The following is a 16,238-nucleotide window of genomic DNA, read 5'->3' as shown; positions in this document are numbered from 1 at the left end:
GCGCATTGTCCCGCCAAATTGCGCTCGCCTTCGCCATTTAATATGAAGTGATGGCCAACCCCGAAAATCGAGTGGATGACAAAGCGATGAGCACAACCAAGAAACTGCGCCAGATCGGCAAATCAGGGATCGAAACGCCAGCTATCGGCCTCGGCTGCATGTCTCTGACCGGAACCTACGGCGCGAGCACCGATGAAGCCAGCATCGACGTAATCCGCGCCGCGCTCGACAACGGCATCACGCTGCTTGATTCTTCCGACATGTATGGCGACGGCAAGAATGAAGAATTGATCGCGCAGGCCGTCAAGGGCCGTCGCGATCAGGCGGTTATCGCCACCAAGTTCGGCAATCTCGGCGGCCGCGGGGGCAAGTTCGCCGATGGCAAGCCCGAGACCGTCATCCGCTCTTGCGAAGCCAGTCTTAAGCGGCTCGGTGTCGAGACAATCGATCTCTACTACCAGCACCGCATCGATCCGGACGTGCCGGTAGAAGATACCGTCGGTGCGATGGCGAAGCTCGTCCAGCAGGGCAAGGTGCGTGCGCTGGGCTTGAGTGAAGCCAATCCGGAGACGATCCGACGCGCCCACAAGGTGCATCCGATCTCGGCCGTGCAGAATGAATTCTCCCTGCTCTATCGTAACGAGGCGGAAGAGACGCGCCAGACGACGAAAGATCTCGGCATCTCCTTCGTCGCTTATTCGCCGCTGGGCCGCAGCCTGCTGACAGCGCAAGTCACCGATGCGTCGTCTTTCGGCACCGGCGATGCGCGTCTTCGCCATCCGCGCTTTTCGGGAGACAATCTGGCGCGCAATGTCGATCTTGTCGGCCGGCTCAAATCCATCGCTGCGGAAAAGCACTGCACGCCGGGCCAGCTCGCCTTGGCGTGGTTGCTGGCGCAAGGCGATGATGTCATCGCCATTCCCGGCACCAAGCGGCGCGAACGCCTGCTCGAAAACATCGGCGCGTTGAATGTGGAATTGAACGCCGACGATCTACGTCGTATCGCCGAAGCCATTCCGAAAGGCGCGGCAGCTGGTCTGCGTTATCCCGAAGGCCAGATGGGAAGCGTGTTCCTTTAGTAGCAAAGAATAAGCCCCTGCGACCTTCGAACGCAGGTTTCAAAGCTCGTTCTCACGCGCTGTCAATACGCCTCACAAGCGCGTGAGAACACGCTCCAAACGCCAATCATGCCGCGATCCTGTCGCATAGTCTCGTCAAGTGGCGGGCTGGCTTGAATGCCGATTGGAGATAAAGATGACCAAGACCTTCGCCCTCGCCGCCACTGCGATCGCGGCCACACTCGTGTTTGCGGCACCGACCTTCGCGCAAACGCGGCACACCCATAAGCACAACGAACGGCATTACCGCGCCATGGTGACGGAACCTGCGCCGGCCTATGCACCCTCTGCCACGCAGACGCTTTCGCCGCGTGAGTTCGATCCGCAGCGGGCCTATCACGGCCGCGATCAGACGCTGGATTTCAATAATCACTATTATTGATCAACGGCTTGGCCGTCCCGCAATCTACACCGCTTCGTGCCAAAACTATTCAATATTTTCAAAGGACTACCGCACTGCGGTCACGACTATTCACGTCGCCGTGAGAGCCCCTCGAAAAGTGGATTTCGGCACATAAATCTAACCCGGACGCCAATCGACGTCCCTGCGCTCCGGTGCCAATGCGGGCCGGAGCGCATGCAAGAATAGGTATGGAGAATTATCATGACTCGTTCGTTTGCTCTTGTTGCGGGCGCTTTCGCCGCAGCTATGGCTTTCTCTGGCGCTTCGTTCGCGCAGAGCCGTCCGTCCGATGCCACGCTCGACTCGTATGTGGCTCCGCAGGCCCCGGTGGCTGCTCAACCGATTCATCGTTCCGCCAAGGATATCCGCGCGCAGCGCGTGAATGATCTGCATCAGCAGACCACTTCCGCTGGCCAGCCGTTTGCTCCGACCGTTGCCCATGACGTCACGCTGAGCGCCAAGGACCGCGCTTTGCAGGCGATCTACAACGATCAGGACAGCACGCTCGACTAATCCGCGCGTTCCGTTTGTAAGACGACCAAGCCGCCGTGCTCTTAGCGCGGCGGTTTTGCTTTGCGCTCATCGTGCTTTTCGAGTGGAGAGCTGTTCGCGTGAAGAAAGCGCTCCAGGACAGGGGCTGAAATCATCGCGCGCTCTTCAGCAACCGTTCACAAACAGTCACGACGCCGTGACGAGGCGATGTAAAATCGAAGATGATCCCTACATCCTATTCATGACGCCGATTGACGTCCTTGTGTTCCGGTGCCGATACGGGCCGCGACACAAGCAAGATGAACTATGGAGATGATTATGACTCGTTCTTTTGCTCTTGTTGCGGGCGCTTTCGCCGCGACCATGGCTTTCTCTGGCGCTTCGTTTGCGCAGAGCCGTCCGTCCGATGCCACGCTTGACTCGTATGTGGCGCCGCAGGCCGCCGTGGCTGCGCAACCCATCCATCGCTCGGCCAATGATATCCGTGCGCAGCGCGTGAATGATCTGCGTCAGCAGACCACGTTCGCTGGCCAGCCGTTCGTCGCATCGGCTCCCCAGAATTTCACGGTGACCGCCAAGGATCGTGCTCTGCAAGCGATCTATAACGATCAGGACAGCACGCTCGACTAATCCCGACGCGTAATTGAGTTTTCAAAGCCGCCGCGTTCCCCGACGCGGCGGCTTCTTTTTGCGTTTTGCCCTGCGGCGCGTTTGCCATACAAATCATCGATTGGATGGAAACGCTTTTGATGCCTCAAGGTCCCGCCCTCGTCTGGCTTCGCAACGATTTGCGCCTCAGTGACAACCCCGCCCTTGCGGCAGCGGTGGCCACGGGCGCCCCTCTCCTTGTCATCTACATTCTGGACAGCGACGACAGCTTGCGCGCGCCTGGCGGCGCCAGCCATTGGTGGTTGCATCATTCCCTCGACCAGCTTGCGCGGAATTTGGCGGAGCGCGGCGGCCGGCTCGATTTTTTCAAGGGCCGCGCCCTCACCCTGCTTCCCCAGATCGCGGCGGCGTTCGATGCCTCCCACGTGTTTTGGAACCGCCGTTACGACGCGGCAGGGATTGAAGTCGACAAGATGCTCAAGTCGACGCTGTCGCAAGCCGGCGTTCACGCCGAAAGCTTCAACGGCCAACTCCTGCATGAACCCTGGACCATCGCCACCAAGAGCAGCGGCCCCTTCAAGGTCTTCACGCCCTATTGGCGGGCCTGCCTCGCCATGCCGGAACCTGGCGCGCCGCAACGCGCGCCCGCCAAAGTTCAGGCGGCGCCATGGAAGCGCACTGCGCCGGAACGCTGCAAACTCGCCGATCTCGATTTGCTGCCCCGAAAGCCGGACTGGGCCGGCGGCCTGCGCGAGGCCTGGACACCCGGCGAAACCGGCGCGCACGCCAGGCTTTCGACCTTTCTCGACGAGACCCTCGCCGGCTATGCCGATCGGCGCGACCGGCCCGATCAACCGGCGACGTCACGATTGTCGCCGCACCTGGCCTTCGGCGAAATTTCGCCGCGTCAGATCTGGCATGCAGCCCAACATGCGAGACAACGCACGCCGTCGCTCGGCTCGGACGTAGCGAAGTTTCTCTCGGAAATCGGCTGGCGCGAATTCTCCTATCACCTGCTGTTCTATTATCCGGAGCTGGCGCGAGAGAATTTCAACGCCCGCTTCGATGGCTTTCCCTGGCGCAAATCGGTGAAAGACCGGCGCGCTTGGCAGAAAGGGCTCACCGGCTATCCGATCGTCGATGCCGGCATGCGGGAGCTGTGGCAGACCGGCTTCATGCACAACCGCGTCCGCATGATCGCAGCCTCTTTCCTCATCAAACATCTGCTGCTCGACTGGCGCGAGGGCGAAGCCTGGTTCTGGGATACGCTCGTCGACGCCGATCCGGCCAATAATGCGGCGAGCTGGCAATGGGTCGCCGGTTCAGGCGCGGATGCTGCGCCCTATTTCCGCATCTTCAATCCGATCCTCCAGGGCGAGAAGTTCGATCCGCTCGGGCGTTACGTGCGTCAGTTCGTGCCGGAGCTGGCGGAACTGCCGGACGCCTATGTCCATAAGCCGTGGACCGCACCGGCGGAGGTGTTGAAAAAAGCAGGGATTGCGCTCGGCAAAACCTATCCGAAGCCGATCGTCGACCATGCCGAGGCACGAGCCCGAGCGTTGGCTGCCTTCAAGAGCCTGGACTAACCGCGCTTGCGCTTCTCGTAAGGGTTGCTGGTGGTGCGCTTCGAAATGCGGATCGGCACGCCGGGCAGTTCGAAGGTCTCGCGCAATCCGTTGATCAAGAACCGCTCGTAGCTGACCGGCAAGTGGTCAAGCTGATTGCCGAAAATGACGAAGTAAGGCGGGCGCGCCTTGGGCTGCGTCATATAGCGGATCTTGATGCGGCGGCCGGAGACGGCCGGTGGCGGCGTCTGTTCGACCGCACCTTCCAGCCAGCGGTTGATGCGGCCGGTGGAGATGCGCTTGTTCCAAGTTTCGTGCGTGCGCAGGATCGCCTGCATCAGCTTGTCGATGCCGGTGCCTTCCAGGCCCGAGACCGGCACGACGGCTGCGCCGCGCACTTGCGGCAACAGGCGATCGGCTTTCTCGCGCAGATCACGCAGCAGCTTCTGCGGGTCTTCGACGAGATCCCATTTGTTGACACCGATGACCAGCGCCCGGCCCTCGCGTTCGACGAGATCGGCGATGGTGAGATCCTGCTTTTCGAACGGAATGGTCGCATCGAGCAGCAGAACCACCACTTCGGCGAATTTCACGGCGCGTAGCGCGTCGCCCGCAGCCAGTTTTTCCAGCTTGTCCTGAATGCTCGCCTTGCGGCGCAGACCAGCCGTGTCAAACAGCTTCATCTTACGCTCAGGCCCATTGCGGGGCGTCCAGGCGAAATCGACAGAAATGGAGTCGCGCGTCACGCCGGCCTCGGGGCCGGTCAGCAGACGATCCTCGCCGATGATGCGGTTGATCAGGGTCGATTTGCCGGCATTGGGACGGCCGACGACGGCGATGCGCAGCGGCTTGGTCGGATCGAGTTCGCTGCCGTCTTCCTCGTCGCCGAGCACGAGCGGCGCGGCCGCTTCATCGTCCTCGTCGGCGGGCAGTTCAGTCTGCTCGGGCAGCGCCTCGCGCAGCGCGGCATAGAGTTCGCCGAAGCCATCACCATGTTCGGCCGACAGCGCCACGGGATCGCCCAGACCCAGCGAAAACGCTTCATAGGCTCCGGATTCGCCCAGCTTGCCTTCGGCCTTGTTGGCGATCAGCACGATCGGCTTGTCGGCACGGCGCACCAGATCGGCGAAATGCCGGTCGGTCGGCGTGATACCGGCGCGCGCGTCAATGACGAAGAAGATCGCGTCCGCCGAAGCGATCGCCGCCTCGGTCTGCGCACGCATGCGGCCGGTCAAGGAATCCGGATCGCTCTGCTCGAGGCCGGCGGTGTCGATGATCGAGAAATCGAGGTCGCCGAGATGCGCGTCGCCCTCACGCCGGTCGCGGGTCACCCCGGGCCGGTCGTCGACGAGAGCCAGCTTCTTGCCGACAAGTCGATTGAACAGGGTCGACTTGCCGACATTCGGCCGCCCGATGATGGCGACGGTAAAATGCATGATGATCCAATCCGGACTTATTGCCCGGCCGTTGCTCCAGAAGCGACGAGGCCGAGCAAGGTCTGGGCGCGGTCGCGGGTTGATTGCGGCGTCTGCGGATCGGCGACGACCATGTCGAGCCAGCGGCCGGCGCCCTGCATGTCGCCGGCCTTCAGCGCAGCGAGGCCCAGCAGTTCGCGAGCGGTGTGCCGGAACGGGCTCGTCGGCGCGGCCAAAGGCTCGATGCGCTGCTTGATTTCGGCCTGATCGGCTTCGTCGATGCGCAGATAGGCGGCGCGCAGTTTGGCGGCCTGCTGCAGCAGCGGATCGACGGCGCTGTCGGCGGCGATCGCGTCATAGATCTGCACGGCTTCCTTGGCATCGCGGGTGCTGATCTCGTCGGCGGCGCGCAGGCGCGCCAGCACCTGGTAGCCCGGGTTGCCGCTCTTGGCGATGTCGAGGAAGGCAGCTTCCGCTTCCTTCGGCTTGTTGTCACGCACCAATTGCAGGGCGGCCTGGAACTGCGCGCCGGCGGCTTGCGCCGCCTTCAGGCGCTGCGACTCCCAGATGCGCCAGCCAGCGGTGGCGGCGACCACCACCACAGCAATGCCGATGATGACGTTCTGATACTTCTGCCAGAATTTGGCGGCCTGGTCGCGGCGATATTCCTCGTCGACCTCGCGGATAAAATCGGACATGGACTTTCCGGAAAAGGATGCGCCTGACTCAGGGTCAGGCATTCTGCCTTGCGGTTAGCACGGAGTCGCGGCGAAGGCGAGGCTCGCAACGTCACGCCCCCGAATTCACCTTGCGTCCCGCCAAGCCGCTTTCCAACAGGCCATCGGCAGCTATAAATACCAAATTATCTTGTTGTATATCAATATAATACAAATATATCTAAATGTTTCAATTTAATAGATATCCAACGCTCTAACCGGCTTCGGAACCGACAGCTTGACGCTGGATCGCCAAGCTACGAGAACGAAAACATAAGAGCCGACGCCATGATCGCCGGCCGGCGGAGGAAAAAATCGACCCGAATGCGAAGACCACGCCCACGCCGGCCGAGCCGGACGTGCCTTGGCGTGTCCAGATTCCGATCTATCTGACAGGTTTCTTTTCCAACAGCCTGAACGATGTCGCGGGCATCGTTTTGCCGCTGTGGTTGCATGGCCAGAACGCCTCGGCGGCGACCGTCGGCCTCGTTATCGGCGCCCGGCACATCCTGCCCTTTTTCTTCGCTATCCATGGCGGCGCCCTGATGGACCGTTTCGGTCCCCGCCGGCTGATGGTCTGGTGCTGCCTCTTGAGCATTTTCGCCATCCCGCTGTTTCCGGTGGTCGTCTGGCTGCCGGGCGTGTTCCTTTTGCAGATGTTCAACGGCTATGGCTCCGCGATCGGCTGGCTCGGCGCGCAGACCCAGTTCGGCCTGCACATGCGCGGCAGCCATAAACTGGCCGGCCGTTTTGCCTTCATCCTGCGCATGGGCAGTTTCATCGGCCCTCCGATCGCCGGTCTCGCCTGGGATCATTTCGGCACGTTCGGCGGCTTTACCGTGCTGACGCTCTGGGCGGTCGGTACGTTCGTCTCCGCCTATTTCGCCCCCAGCACGTCGGCGCGTGGCAGCGGCGCCCTCGCCCGCAACCTGCGTTTCGCCGATTTCATGCCCCGGATTTCGGATTATTCGGCGGCCCTGCGCATGGCGGCATTGCCGGGCATGACCATCGTGCTGATGGTCACCGTCATCCGCATCGGCGCGAGCAGCGTGCAGGACTCTTTCTATCCGCTCTATCTCACGACGATCGGCTTTTCGGCGACGCAAATCGGTATTCTCGTCACCGTGTCCTCGGCGGTCGCGGCCGCCGGCGCACTGCTGGTCGGCCCGGTCGTGCGGATCGTCCCGCCGATCTGGACCCTCATCCTGTCGTCCGCGGTTTCGGTGATTTTCGTGGCGGTGACGCCCCTGTTGACCGCCTTTCCGGCGCTCGCGGTCACTTCGGCCCTGCGCGGTCTGGGCATGGGCCTCAGCCAACCGCTGATGTTGTCGATGCTGATCGAGGCGTCGGGACGCAAAGCTCAAGGCATCGGCGCGGCTCTGCGCACCACGGCCAATCGCGCGGCTGCCGCCATCACGCCCACCAGCATGGGCGTCGTCGCCTCGATCAGCACGCTCGCCACCAGCTTTTTCATGGTCGGCGGCGTCATGTTGGTGGGCCTGGCGGTGATCAGCATTTACGTCCGCCGCCGGCCCCATCTCACCTATTAGCCACGTCTTATAATTGCGTCTTGGAATTGTGATGAGCGGACGTGACTTCCCACGGAACGCCCTGCAAAAATCGCGACTTGATGCTATATAATGGAACCCGACAGGTTTGCCGGCCCAGGTTTTGGCCGGTCTTGGAGTGAATGCCCATGCCGTCGCAGCCCGAGTGGAGACTTCCCTCCAGCCTGCAGCCCAAAGCGCACGACTATGTTTTCGACCTCGACGACGCGCTTCTGTCCGTCGTGTCGCTGAGTGCGCGCGTCCCGGAAGAAGCCTTTACGGCGGAGACCCTGGGCACCGAGCGGGCCGGCAATGCGGTGCTGATCAACGATCGCGGCCTGTTTCTGACCATCGGCTATCTGATCACCGAGGCAGAGGAAGTGTGGCTGCGCTCCAACGACGGGCGCACCTTCGCCGGCACGGTGATCGGCTATGATCAGGAAAGTGGCTTCGGCCTGGTTCAGGCGCTGGCGCGGCTCGACCTGCCCCACCTGCCGCTCGGCAGTTCCGCCTCGGCGCGCGCCGGAGATGCAGTGATCGTCGCGGGTGCCGGCGGTCGTGAACATTCGGTCGCCGGTCGCATCGTCGCCAAGCAGGAATTCGCCGGCTATTGGGAATATGTGCTCGACGAGGCGATCTACACCGCCCCCGCCCATCCCAACTGGGGTGGTACCGCGCTCATCAATGAAACCGGCGAATTGCTCGGCATCGGCTCGCTGCATCTCGAACAGGGTGGCGACAAGGGCGAGCGCGGTCATCTCAACATGATCGTGCCTATCGATCTTCTGAAACCCATTTTGGACGATCTCGTCCGGCTCGGCCGGCGCAGCGTGCCGCCCCGGCCCTGGCTCGGCATCTATGCGGCCGAGATCGAAGACAAAGTCGTGGTCGTCGGGCGCAGCCAACGCGGCCCGGCACGACGGGCCGAATTGAAGAACGGTGACATCGTCGTCGCCATCGGCGGCAAGCCGATCAGTTCCCTGGCTCAGCTCTACCGCACCATCTACGCTCAGGGCGATGCCGGCTGCGATATCCCGATGACCTTGCATCGGGACGGCGTGACCTTCGACGTCAGCGTGCGCTCAGGCGACCGCACGCAAATGTTCAAGGCACCGAAGCTGCATTAATTGGCCCTGTGTCATACCGGATCGCCAGCGGCGTCCGGTATGACACGGAGACGGTGGCGCTCAGCGCTCTAACTCAAGCCGGCTGCGATCTTGCGCAGCTCGTCGGGCGTATGCTCGCCGGCGAGCGGCGTTCCCGGCACGAGATATTTGCCGTTGGCCAGACCGCCGACGACGACAGCCTCGAAGCCGATGTCCTTGATCAGGGCGGTCGCCAGCGCAACCGCCTTTGGGTCGTCGCCGGCAATCGGCACGCCAAGAGGAGTGCCGCTGCGATGGGCGGCGCGCGGCAACGCTGCATAGTTGATGGCGTTAAAAGCGCGAACGATGTGTGCGCCTGGCAGAATGCGTGCGGTGGCGAGGCCGGCGCCGCCTTCATCGTTGATCTTCTTCACCAGGTCGGCGCCATCGCGTCCGCCGATCGGGTTGGAAATGTCCAATACCAGTTGCTTGGTCGCCAGCCCGCTGCCGAAATCCCGGCCGATCTGTTCCATCGCCGAATAAGGCACGGCGATCAAAACGACATCGCCAAAGGCCACCGCCTGCGCCGTGGTACCGGCCTGTGTGTTCGGGCCGGCGGCGGCCACGAGATCCTTCAGTGCATCGGGATCGAGCGCCGAAAACATCACCTGATAGCCGGCCTTGGCGAACAAGGTTCCTAGCGCCCCGCCCTGTCGGCCGGCGCCGATCGTCGCAATCTTGGGTTTGGTACCGCCGGAGGTTTGCGCGAAAGCCGGCGACAGTCCGAGCGTCAGTCCGCCGACACCCAAGGCAAGGAGAGCGCGGCGATCGACGGAAGAAAACGGTGGGTTCATCATGATTGGGTTCCGATCAGGCCCAGCACCGACGACGATGCTAGTCGGCGCTCGGGCGACGGCACAAATCACGATCCCGATAGAAAACAGTCGGTGGTCGACCTTACGAAGAGTGCCGGCTAACAGCTTCTAAAAATTCAATATTCCTAGCGCTCGAATGGAACTTCATTGGCCCTGTGTGCCATCGCACAGCCGCCCTCGGCCCCAGAGCGCATAAGAGCCACACCAAGGCCGAGGCAGTCGGCCGGTAGGAGAGGCTCATGTCCCGCAATCGCATCAACTTCGAAGGTGAAAGCCGCGGATATGCGAATGTCCGTTTTGGCCGCACTGTGATCATCGCTCTTTCGACCCTGCTGGTCGGTGGCGCCCTGGTTCTGGCACAAGGCAATGGCGTGAAAGCCGCCAGCGGCACGGCGGTGAAAGTCGCCATGGCGGAAACGGTGGCTCCGGCCCCGGTGGCGCCGCAAGTGGCAGCCACGCCCGTTCAGCCGCGTAAGCAGGTTCGGGTTATCCCGCTCTACAATATTCCGGCCGAGCAGCAGACCGAGCAGCGCTGATTTGCAGCCGCGTTACACCGTGAAAACGGTGCGCCGGGTGCTGTCATCTTGCGGCCAGGCCTGCTCGACCTCCGACAAGGGCACGGCCTTGGTCGCAATCTGGAAGCCACCAGGCTTGGCTGCCCGCAGCAGCCCGTCGATGCTCCGGATGAAGCGCTCCCGGGGAACGCTTCCGAGCCCGCTGCCCATCAGCTCGATCGCCGATGAACGCAACACCGCGCTCGGCAGTGCGATATCAGAACCGCTCACTGCACCGATCTGAACAAAGCGGATCGGCACGGCCTCGGCGCCCGCCTTGGCTCCGGCGATCAGCAGACATTCGGCACTCTTGCCCCACAGATAGTCGATAACGACATCGATCCCTTCCGCGAACTGTTCCTTGAACCGCGCTTCGAGAACCGTCTCGTCTCCCCCCAGCGGGATCGTCACATCGGCGCCGAGCGCAGCGACCGATCGCAGGGCCTCGACATTGCGGCCCGTCGCGATGACCTTTTTCGCGCCGAGATGTTTGGCGATCTGCACCGCCAGACGGCCAGCCGTCCCGGTGGCGCCGTTGACAAGCACCGTCTCGCCCACCTTCAGCCGCGCCCGTTCCGCATAAGCGGCCCAAGAGGACATCCCGGGATTGGCGATGGCGGCGGCGGTGATGTCATCGAGATCGTCGGGCACGGCCAAGCAATGGGCGGCGGGCAGCACGACGCGCTCGGCCATGCTGCCGTAAGGCGCGTTCGGCAGGATGAAATAAACCCGGCGGCCATCATCAAGCCGGCCTACGCCATCGATGCCGACGACAGAGGGAAACTGGCCCGACGAACTGTAGTGCTGGCCGGAGGCCCGGCTTTTGACAACTTGGCTGATGGCGGCGGCCGTCACCGTGATGCGGTTTTCGCCCGCGGTCGGCGTCGGCTCCTGAAAATCTCCGTATACGGGCGTTTGCCCGGCTTTCTGGACGATGGCGGCCTTCATGACAATTTCCCTTTCTGGCCATTATGTGTATAATGCACATATATGGAGCGCCCGAATGCCGTCAATCAATAATGTGCAAAATACACATATTCGTGATCAGCTTCGCCAGCTTCACAGGGCCGTTCTTGAAATCATCGGCGTGATGAACAAGCCGCAGCGCGACGAGATACTGATCAAGGCGGCCGGAATTCCGCTCGACCGAGCGTTATTTCCCCTGCTCGTCGGGATCGAGCGGTTCGGGCCTATCGGCGTGGTGGACATGGCTGAAGGTGTCGGGCGCGATTACACGACGGTCAGCCGACAGGTCGCCAAGCTGGAAAGTCTGGGTCTGGTGGAACGTCGCAGCAGCGCTGCCGATCGCCGCGTGCGCGAAGCGGCCATTACAGCAAAAGGCAAGGCCATGACCGATCTCGTCGACACGGCGCGCGATCGGATTCTCGGTGACATCTTTTCAACGTGGGACACGCACGACATCGACGAACTGGTGCGGCTCATGCGCAGGTTCGCGGATGCGGTGAAGGATGAACCGGCGAACGGTTCATCGAACCCGATCAGTGATTCCGGGTGAGACGCTTGCGATTGGCGCGGACAGTACGGCGCACCTTGCGCACCACGTCTTCGGTCGAACCGCCAAAGGCCATGTGAGTGGCCGCCTCGGCCAAAGCGATGCCCTTCTCGCTCACCATGCGGTTGGCCTCACTCATGGCGGCCGGACCGCCAAGCGCCAGCTTCGCCAAACGAAGGGCGATCACTTGCTGCGATTCAAACATCAGCATCGCCGAGTCGAAACCCAATTTCGCAAAGGCATTGATCATTGAAAACCAACCACTTCATGAATTGGCCGGCGCATTGAAGGCCGGCCGGAATATGCAGTGCGGGGGAATATATGTCACACCACGGTCATAACAATAATAATTGACGAATTTCTGTACCGCATCGCGATAATAAGGCAGACTTATCAACCAGATGTGATGCTGCAATGCAATGTTGGATGGTAGCCTGCAACCAATGCGCGCAAAATTGACGGCGGCGTCAACATCTGCGGTTGCAGCCCTTTCATGTCCTCGCGCCGATAACCGCACGGCGACCATCGCCACGATCGGCCACCCGCCACCGTATAATCGGCGGATCCGTCCCGTAGCATGACGCCATCCGGCAGCCTGTCGACCGGTTTCGGCACGTCATGCAGGCGCTTATGCCTCTCCCTGCCCTCGCCCGTCAGCCGCTCGCGATGCAAAACCGCATCCATCTCCGCGACTTTAGGCAAAGCGACAGCGTTGCCGTCCGCCCAAGCGGCTTGAAAGCGCTTGGCATCCGCACGGCGGCAGAAGAAGCACGGCCGATGGCCGGCCGCGAGCGCCGTCGCCTCATCGAGGAAGAACAGTTCGGTCCAACTGCGCTGCGCCATCACGGCGCGGCGTCGACCTTTGAATTCACAGACGCAGACGATCCAGGCGTGGGTCGTCCATCGCCGCTTGAGCAAGGTGCGGGTCGCTGGATCATGGATGATGCCGCGATTGCCGGTGAACAGGCCGCGCTCCGGGATGGCGACGATCTCGCCGTCCGGCAGCACGCGGTTTTGCAGCGGCATCAGGCCAGTTTCTCGATCAGCGCCTGGGCCGCCGCCGGGTTGCGCTCCTTGTGGCCGCCGATGATGTAGATGAACACGTCGGTCGGCGGCGTCTTGGTCTTCGGCAGCGGCGCGATCGCGGTCATGCCTTTGGGAATGTCGCCGGCCGCCCAAGCGCGCGCCGCTTCGGCCCATTTGTCTATCGTCGCGGCGGTAAAGCCGCCTTTCACCTTTTCATCGGTGATGGTGATGCGGGCATAAACGAAATCGGCGGTGCGATCGGCGATCTGCAGATAGGAATTGCCGGCAGCGCAAACGACGGCCACCCCATGCTTGCGCGCCAATTCGACGAAATCCGGCGTCGAAAAACTGTCATTGCGTACTTCGATGACGTGACGCAGCGGCTGATCCTCGATGGTCTTCGGCAGCAGGGCCAGAAAGGCGCCCATATCGGCCGCGTCGAATTTCTTCGAGGGATGGAATTGCCAATTGACCGGACCGAGCCGGCTTTTCAATTCGGCGACGCCGCTCCCCAGGAAACGCGCAACGGAATCGCCCGCCTCCGCCAGCACGCGGCGATTGGTGGAAAAGCGCGTGCCCTTCATCGAGAAAATGAAGCCTTCGGGGGTTTCATCATGCCATTTGATGAAACTGTCGCGTTTCTGCGACCCGTAATAGGTGCCGTTGATCTCGATCGAGGTCAGATGCCGGCTCGCATATTCGAGTTCGCGCTTCTGCGTGAGGCCATCCGGATAAAAGGTGCCGCGCCAGGGTTCGAAGGTCCAACCGCCGACGCCGATCCGGATATTGGCTTTGGCTGCTTTCGCCATCATGCCCTCCTTGTTTTCACATCAACAGCAACAGCCCACCGATCACCGCCGCATTGCCGAACAGATTGCTCACATGAAAATGCCGCCGCAGCGGATCGGCCACCAGCCAGAAGCGATGGAAAATCGCCGAAGCCGCGATGGTGAAGACGATCAGCAGCGCCGCCGCCACCGGCGTGTGCCAATTGAGCGCCAGCATGATCCCGGCGGCGATCTGCACCGCAAAACCGATCCACAGGACCATCCAGGGAAAAGGAATGCCCGCGTCGATCATGCGATCCACATGCTGCTGCTGTTTCCATCCGGCGTTCATGATGCCCGTGCCGATGAACAAGAGAGCGATCAGCAGTTGTCCCACGACCTGCAACACGGTTTTGTCAGCATACATGATAAGGCTCGCTCGATGACCGGCCGAACCTATCCAAGTTCGGGCGCGACCGCCAGCAAGGTGCGGAAAACGGCAAAAGCGCGGGTTTAAGCGAAGATTTTGCCGTAGATGTCGGGTTTGAACCCCACCGTCAGCTTGCCGTCGACGTCGAGCACCGGGCGCTTGATCATCGAGGGTTGCGCCAGCATCAGCGCGATCGCCTTCTTTTCGGTGAGCCCTTCCCTGTCCTTCTCGGGCAGTTTGCGGAAGGTAGTGCCGGCACGGTTGAGCAAGGTCTCCCAGCCGACCACCCCGGACCATTTCTCCAGCGACGCCTTATCGATGTCGGAGGTCTTATAATCGTGGAATTGATAGGTGACGCCGTGATCGTCGAGCCAGGTGCGCGCCTTCTTCATCGTGTCGCAATTCTTGATGCCGTAGATGGTGATCGCTTTCGCCTTGGCCATGATCGTCTCCTGTTGAGTCCGACTATGACGCGATGAGCGAAGCTTCGGCAAGAGTTGGGGCAAGCGTTTGCGGCGCCCTTGTCTCACCTGTTCCACATGCGACGCGCGGGCGCAGTCGCATTTCGCCACACCTGATCGATCCATCTGAAAACAATTGCGATTTTGACCACTGTCGCAATGCGTGCAACAATGTCGCAATTTCGCCGCGCTCTGCGACGTGGTTAGCGTCGCGGCGGTCCCGGCGAATGGCTGGGAAAGACGCGAGCGACACATGTTCGATCATCTCGATCCCGTTCTTCTGGCCCGCATTCAATTCGCCTTCACGGTCAGCTTTCATTTCATCTTTCCCTCCTTCTCCATTGGCCTCGCCAGCTATCTCGCCGTGCTTGAAGGCCTGTGGCTGTGGACCGGCAAGCAGCTCTATTTCGATCTGTTCAAATACTGGCTGAAGATTTTCGCCGTCGTCTTCGGCATGGGCGTCGTGTCGGGCATCGTCATGTCCTATCAGTTCGGCACCAACTGGTCGGTGTTCTCCGACAAAGCCGGCGCCGTGATCGGCCCGCTGATGGCTTACGAAGTGCTCACGGCTTTCTTTCTCGAAGCCGGTTTTCTCGGCGTCATGCTGTTTGGCCTCAACCGGGTCGGCAAGAATTTGCATTTCGCCGCGACGGTGATGGTCGCGGTCGGCACGTTCATCTCGGCTTTCTGGATTCTCTCCGCCAATAGCTGGATGCAGACGCCGACCGGCCATGAGATCGCCGCCAACGGCCAGTTCGTGCCAGGTCCGAGCTGGTGGGCAATCGTCTTCAACCCGAGCTTCCCTTATCGGCTCACCCATACGGTCATCGCCGCCTATCTGACCACGTCGCTCGTCGTGGGCGGCGTCGGTGCCTGGCATCTGCTGCGCGGCCACAAGGACCCGCGCACGCGCAAGATGTTCTCGATGGCGATGTGGATGGCGGCCATAGTGGCGCCGATCCAGATTTTCGTCGGCGACCAGCACGGGCTCAACACGCTGGAACATCAGCCGGTGAAGGTGATGGCCATGGAAGGCCACTACGACAGCCATCCCGACGGCGCGCCGCTCATCCTGTTCGGCATTCCCAACAGCGCCGAGAAGCGTGTCGACTACAAGATCGAGATTCCCAAACTGTCGTCCCTGATCCTCAAACACGATCTCAACGCACCACTGGCCGGGCTCGATACGGTGGCGGACGATCGCAAGCCGCCGATCGGCATCGTGTTCTGGTCGTTCCGCATCATGGTGGGCCTGGGTATGCTGATGCTGCTTCTGGGCCTGTGGAGCCTGCTGGCGCGCTGGCGCGGCCGCCTGCACGACTGGCGGCTGCTGCATCGCTTTGCTGTCGCCATGGGACCGGCGGGCTTCGTCGCCGTTATCGCCGGCTGGGTGACGACGGAGGTCGGCCGCCAACCGTGGACGGTCTATGGCCTCTTGCGCACCGTCGACAGCGCCTCGCCGCTGGCGGCCTCCGCTGTCGCGACCTCGCTCATCGCTTTCGTCATCGTCTACTTCATCGTCTTCGGCCTCGGCGTCCTGTATCTGCTGCGGCTGATGGCCAAGCCACCGGCGAGCGGTGAAGCCGATCTCGGTCACGATCCTTCGCACGCCGCCGGGCTCACGCCCGCGCCGGCGGTCGCCAGCAAATCCTTCCGGTGAGG

The 16,238-nt window shown here is 61.9% G+C and carries 19 protein-coding genes; 10 read left to right on the top strand and 9 right to left on the bottom strand.

What is annotated here, in order from left to right; genetic code table 11:
* The first annotated feature begins 86 nt into the window (after positions 1–86).
* From OIM99_RS14435 to OIM99_RS14415, 5 genes are all read left to right on the top strand, one after another.
* Entirely contained in the window at positions 87–1,079 is a 993-nt protein-coding gene (locus tag OIM99_RS14435) for an aldo/keto reductase (protein WP_311851122.1), read from the top strand.
* A gap of 175 nt (positions 1,080–1,254) precedes the next feature.
* Positions 1,255–1,500, top strand: coding sequence for a hypothetical protein (locus tag OIM99_RS14430; protein WP_311851121.1), 246 nt, complete (start codon positions 1,255–1,257; stop codon positions 1,498–1,500).
* Between the two features lie 222 nt (positions 1,501–1,722).
* On the top strand, positions 1,723–2,034 hold the full coding sequence (locus OIM99_RS14425; RefSeq protein WP_311851120.1) for a hypothetical protein: 312 nt from the start codon (positions 1,723–1,725) through the stop codon (positions 2,032–2,034).
* A gap of 297 nt (positions 2,035–2,331) precedes the next feature.
* Positions 2,332–2,643 (top strand): hypothetical protein, encoded by a 312-nt coding sequence (locus OIM99_RS14420; RefSeq protein WP_311851119.1) that lies wholly within the window; start codon positions 2,332–2,334, stop codon positions 2,641–2,643.
* Between the two features lie 119 nt (positions 2,644–2,762).
* Positions 2,763–4,208: a deoxyribodipyrimidine photo-lyase gene (locus tag OIM99_RS14415; protein ID WP_311851118.1), complete on the top strand. Its 1,446-nt coding sequence runs from the start codon at positions 2,763–2,765 to the stop codon at positions 4,206–4,208.
* On the opposite strand, the gene der is transcribed toward OIM99_RS14415, so the two are convergent.
* Both der and OIM99_RS14405 read right to left on the bottom strand, forming a co-directional pair.
* Entirely contained in the window at positions 4,205–5,623 is a 1,419-nt protein-coding gene (der, locus tag OIM99_RS14410; RefSeq protein ID WP_311851117.1) for a ribosome biogenesis GTPase Der, read from the bottom strand. The two genes, OIM99_RS14415 and der, sit on opposite strands and share 4 nt — an antisense overlap.
* A gap of 17 nt (positions 5,624–5,640) precedes the next feature.
* Complete coding sequence (locus OIM99_RS14405) at positions 5,641–6,300, bottom strand: tetratricopeptide repeat protein (protein WP_311851116.1); 660 nt, start codon at positions 6,298–6,300, stop codon at positions 5,641–5,643.
* A gap of 377 nt (positions 6,301–6,677) precedes the next feature.
* Between OIM99_RS14405 and OIM99_RS14400 the strand changes: the two genes are divergently transcribed.
* Together OIM99_RS14400 and OIM99_RS14395 are read left to right on the top strand one after the other, a co-directional pair.
* The gene (locus OIM99_RS14400) at positions 6,678–7,868 is read left to right on the top strand and encodes an MFS transporter (protein ID WP_311851115.1); all 1,191 of its coding nucleotides are present in this window, start codon (positions 6,678–6,680) and stop codon (positions 7,866–7,868) included.
* Between the two features lie 146 nt (positions 7,869–8,014).
* A complete protein-coding gene (locus OIM99_RS14395; RefSeq protein ID WP_311851114.1) occupies positions 8,015–8,992 on the top strand; it encodes a S1C family serine protease in 978 nt (325 codons plus the stop codon).
* A 68-nt stretch (positions 8,993–9,060) separates the two neighbouring features.
* Here OIM99_RS14395 and OIM99_RS14390 read toward each other — a convergent pair whose 3' ends face one another.
* Positions 9,061–9,807, bottom strand: coding sequence for an NAD(P)-binding domain-containing protein (locus OIM99_RS14390; protein ID WP_311851113.1), 747 nt, complete (start codon positions 9,805–9,807; stop codon positions 9,061–9,063).
* A gap of 257 nt (positions 9,808–10,064) precedes the next feature.
* Here OIM99_RS14390 and OIM99_RS14385 point away from each other — a divergent pair, with 257 nt between their 5' ends.
* Positions 10,065–10,361 (top strand): hypothetical protein, encoded by a 297-nt coding sequence (locus OIM99_RS14385; RefSeq protein ID WP_311851112.1) that lies wholly within the window; start codon positions 10,065–10,067, stop codon positions 10,359–10,361.
* Positions 10,362–10,373: 12 nt separating this feature from the next.
* Here the strand turns inward: OIM99_RS14385 and OIM99_RS14380 are convergent, their stop codons facing one another.
* Positions 10,374–11,327 (bottom strand): zinc-binding alcohol dehydrogenase family protein, encoded by a 954-nt coding sequence (locus OIM99_RS14380; RefSeq protein ID WP_311851111.1) that lies wholly within the window; start codon positions 11,325–11,327, stop codon positions 10,374–10,376.
* 55 nt (positions 11,328–11,382) lie between these two features.
* Here OIM99_RS14380 and OIM99_RS14375 point away from each other — a divergent pair, with 55 nt between their 5' ends.
* Positions 11,383–11,895 carry a MarR family winged helix-turn-helix transcriptional regulator gene (locus tag OIM99_RS14375; protein WP_311851110.1) on the top strand — a complete coding sequence of 171 codons (513 nt, stop codon included), beginning with the start codon at positions 11,383–11,385 and terminating at the stop codon, positions 11,893–11,895.
* Here OIM99_RS14375 and OIM99_RS14370 read toward each other — a convergent pair.
* The 5 genes from OIM99_RS14370 to OIM99_RS14350 form a co-directional block, all read right to left on the bottom strand.
* Positions 11,879–12,097 (bottom strand): hypothetical protein, encoded by a 219-nt coding sequence (locus OIM99_RS14370; protein ID WP_409371517.1) that lies wholly within the window; start codon positions 12,095–12,097, stop codon positions 11,879–11,881. The two genes, OIM99_RS14375 and OIM99_RS14370, sit on opposite strands and share 17 nt — an antisense overlap.
* Before the next feature lie 188 nt (positions 12,098–12,285).
* A complete protein-coding gene (locus OIM99_RS14365; protein ID WP_311851108.1) occupies positions 12,286–12,918 on the bottom strand; it encodes a hypothetical protein in 633 nt (210 codons plus the stop codon).
* Positions 12,918–13,727, bottom strand: coding sequence for a DUF72 domain-containing protein (locus OIM99_RS14360; RefSeq protein WP_311851107.1), 810 nt, complete (start codon positions 13,725–13,727; stop codon positions 12,918–12,920). The genes OIM99_RS14365 and OIM99_RS14360 overlap by 1 nt, the downstream gene beginning before the upstream one ends.
* A gap of 16 nt (positions 13,728–13,743) precedes the next feature.
* Positions 13,744–14,112 (bottom strand): DoxX family protein, encoded by a 369-nt coding sequence (locus OIM99_RS14355; RefSeq protein WP_311851106.1) that lies wholly within the window; start codon positions 14,110–14,112, stop codon positions 13,744–13,746.
* An 86-nt stretch (positions 14,113–14,198) separates the two neighbouring features.
* Positions 14,199–14,558, bottom strand: coding sequence for an ArsC family reductase (locus OIM99_RS14350; protein WP_311851105.1), 360 nt, complete (start codon positions 14,556–14,558; stop codon positions 14,199–14,201).
* 271 nt (positions 14,559–14,829) lie between these two features.
* On the opposite strand from OIM99_RS14350, the gene OIM99_RS14345 reads away from it, so the two are divergent.
* Positions 14,830–16,236, top strand: coding sequence for a cytochrome ubiquinol oxidase subunit I (locus OIM99_RS14345; RefSeq protein WP_311851104.1), 1,407 nt, complete (start codon positions 14,830–14,832; stop codon positions 16,234–16,236).
* Positions 16,237–16,238 lie beyond the last annotated feature (2 nt).

Origin of the sequence: Methylocella sp. CPCC 101449 (assembly GCF_031921685.1) — a bacterium.
Classification (GTDB): Bacteria; Pseudomonadota; Alphaproteobacteria; order Rhizobiales; family Beijerinckiaceae; genus Terripilifer.
Note: the sequence above shows the minus strand (reverse complement) of the source record. Positions and strands in the feature narration are given on the sequence as shown.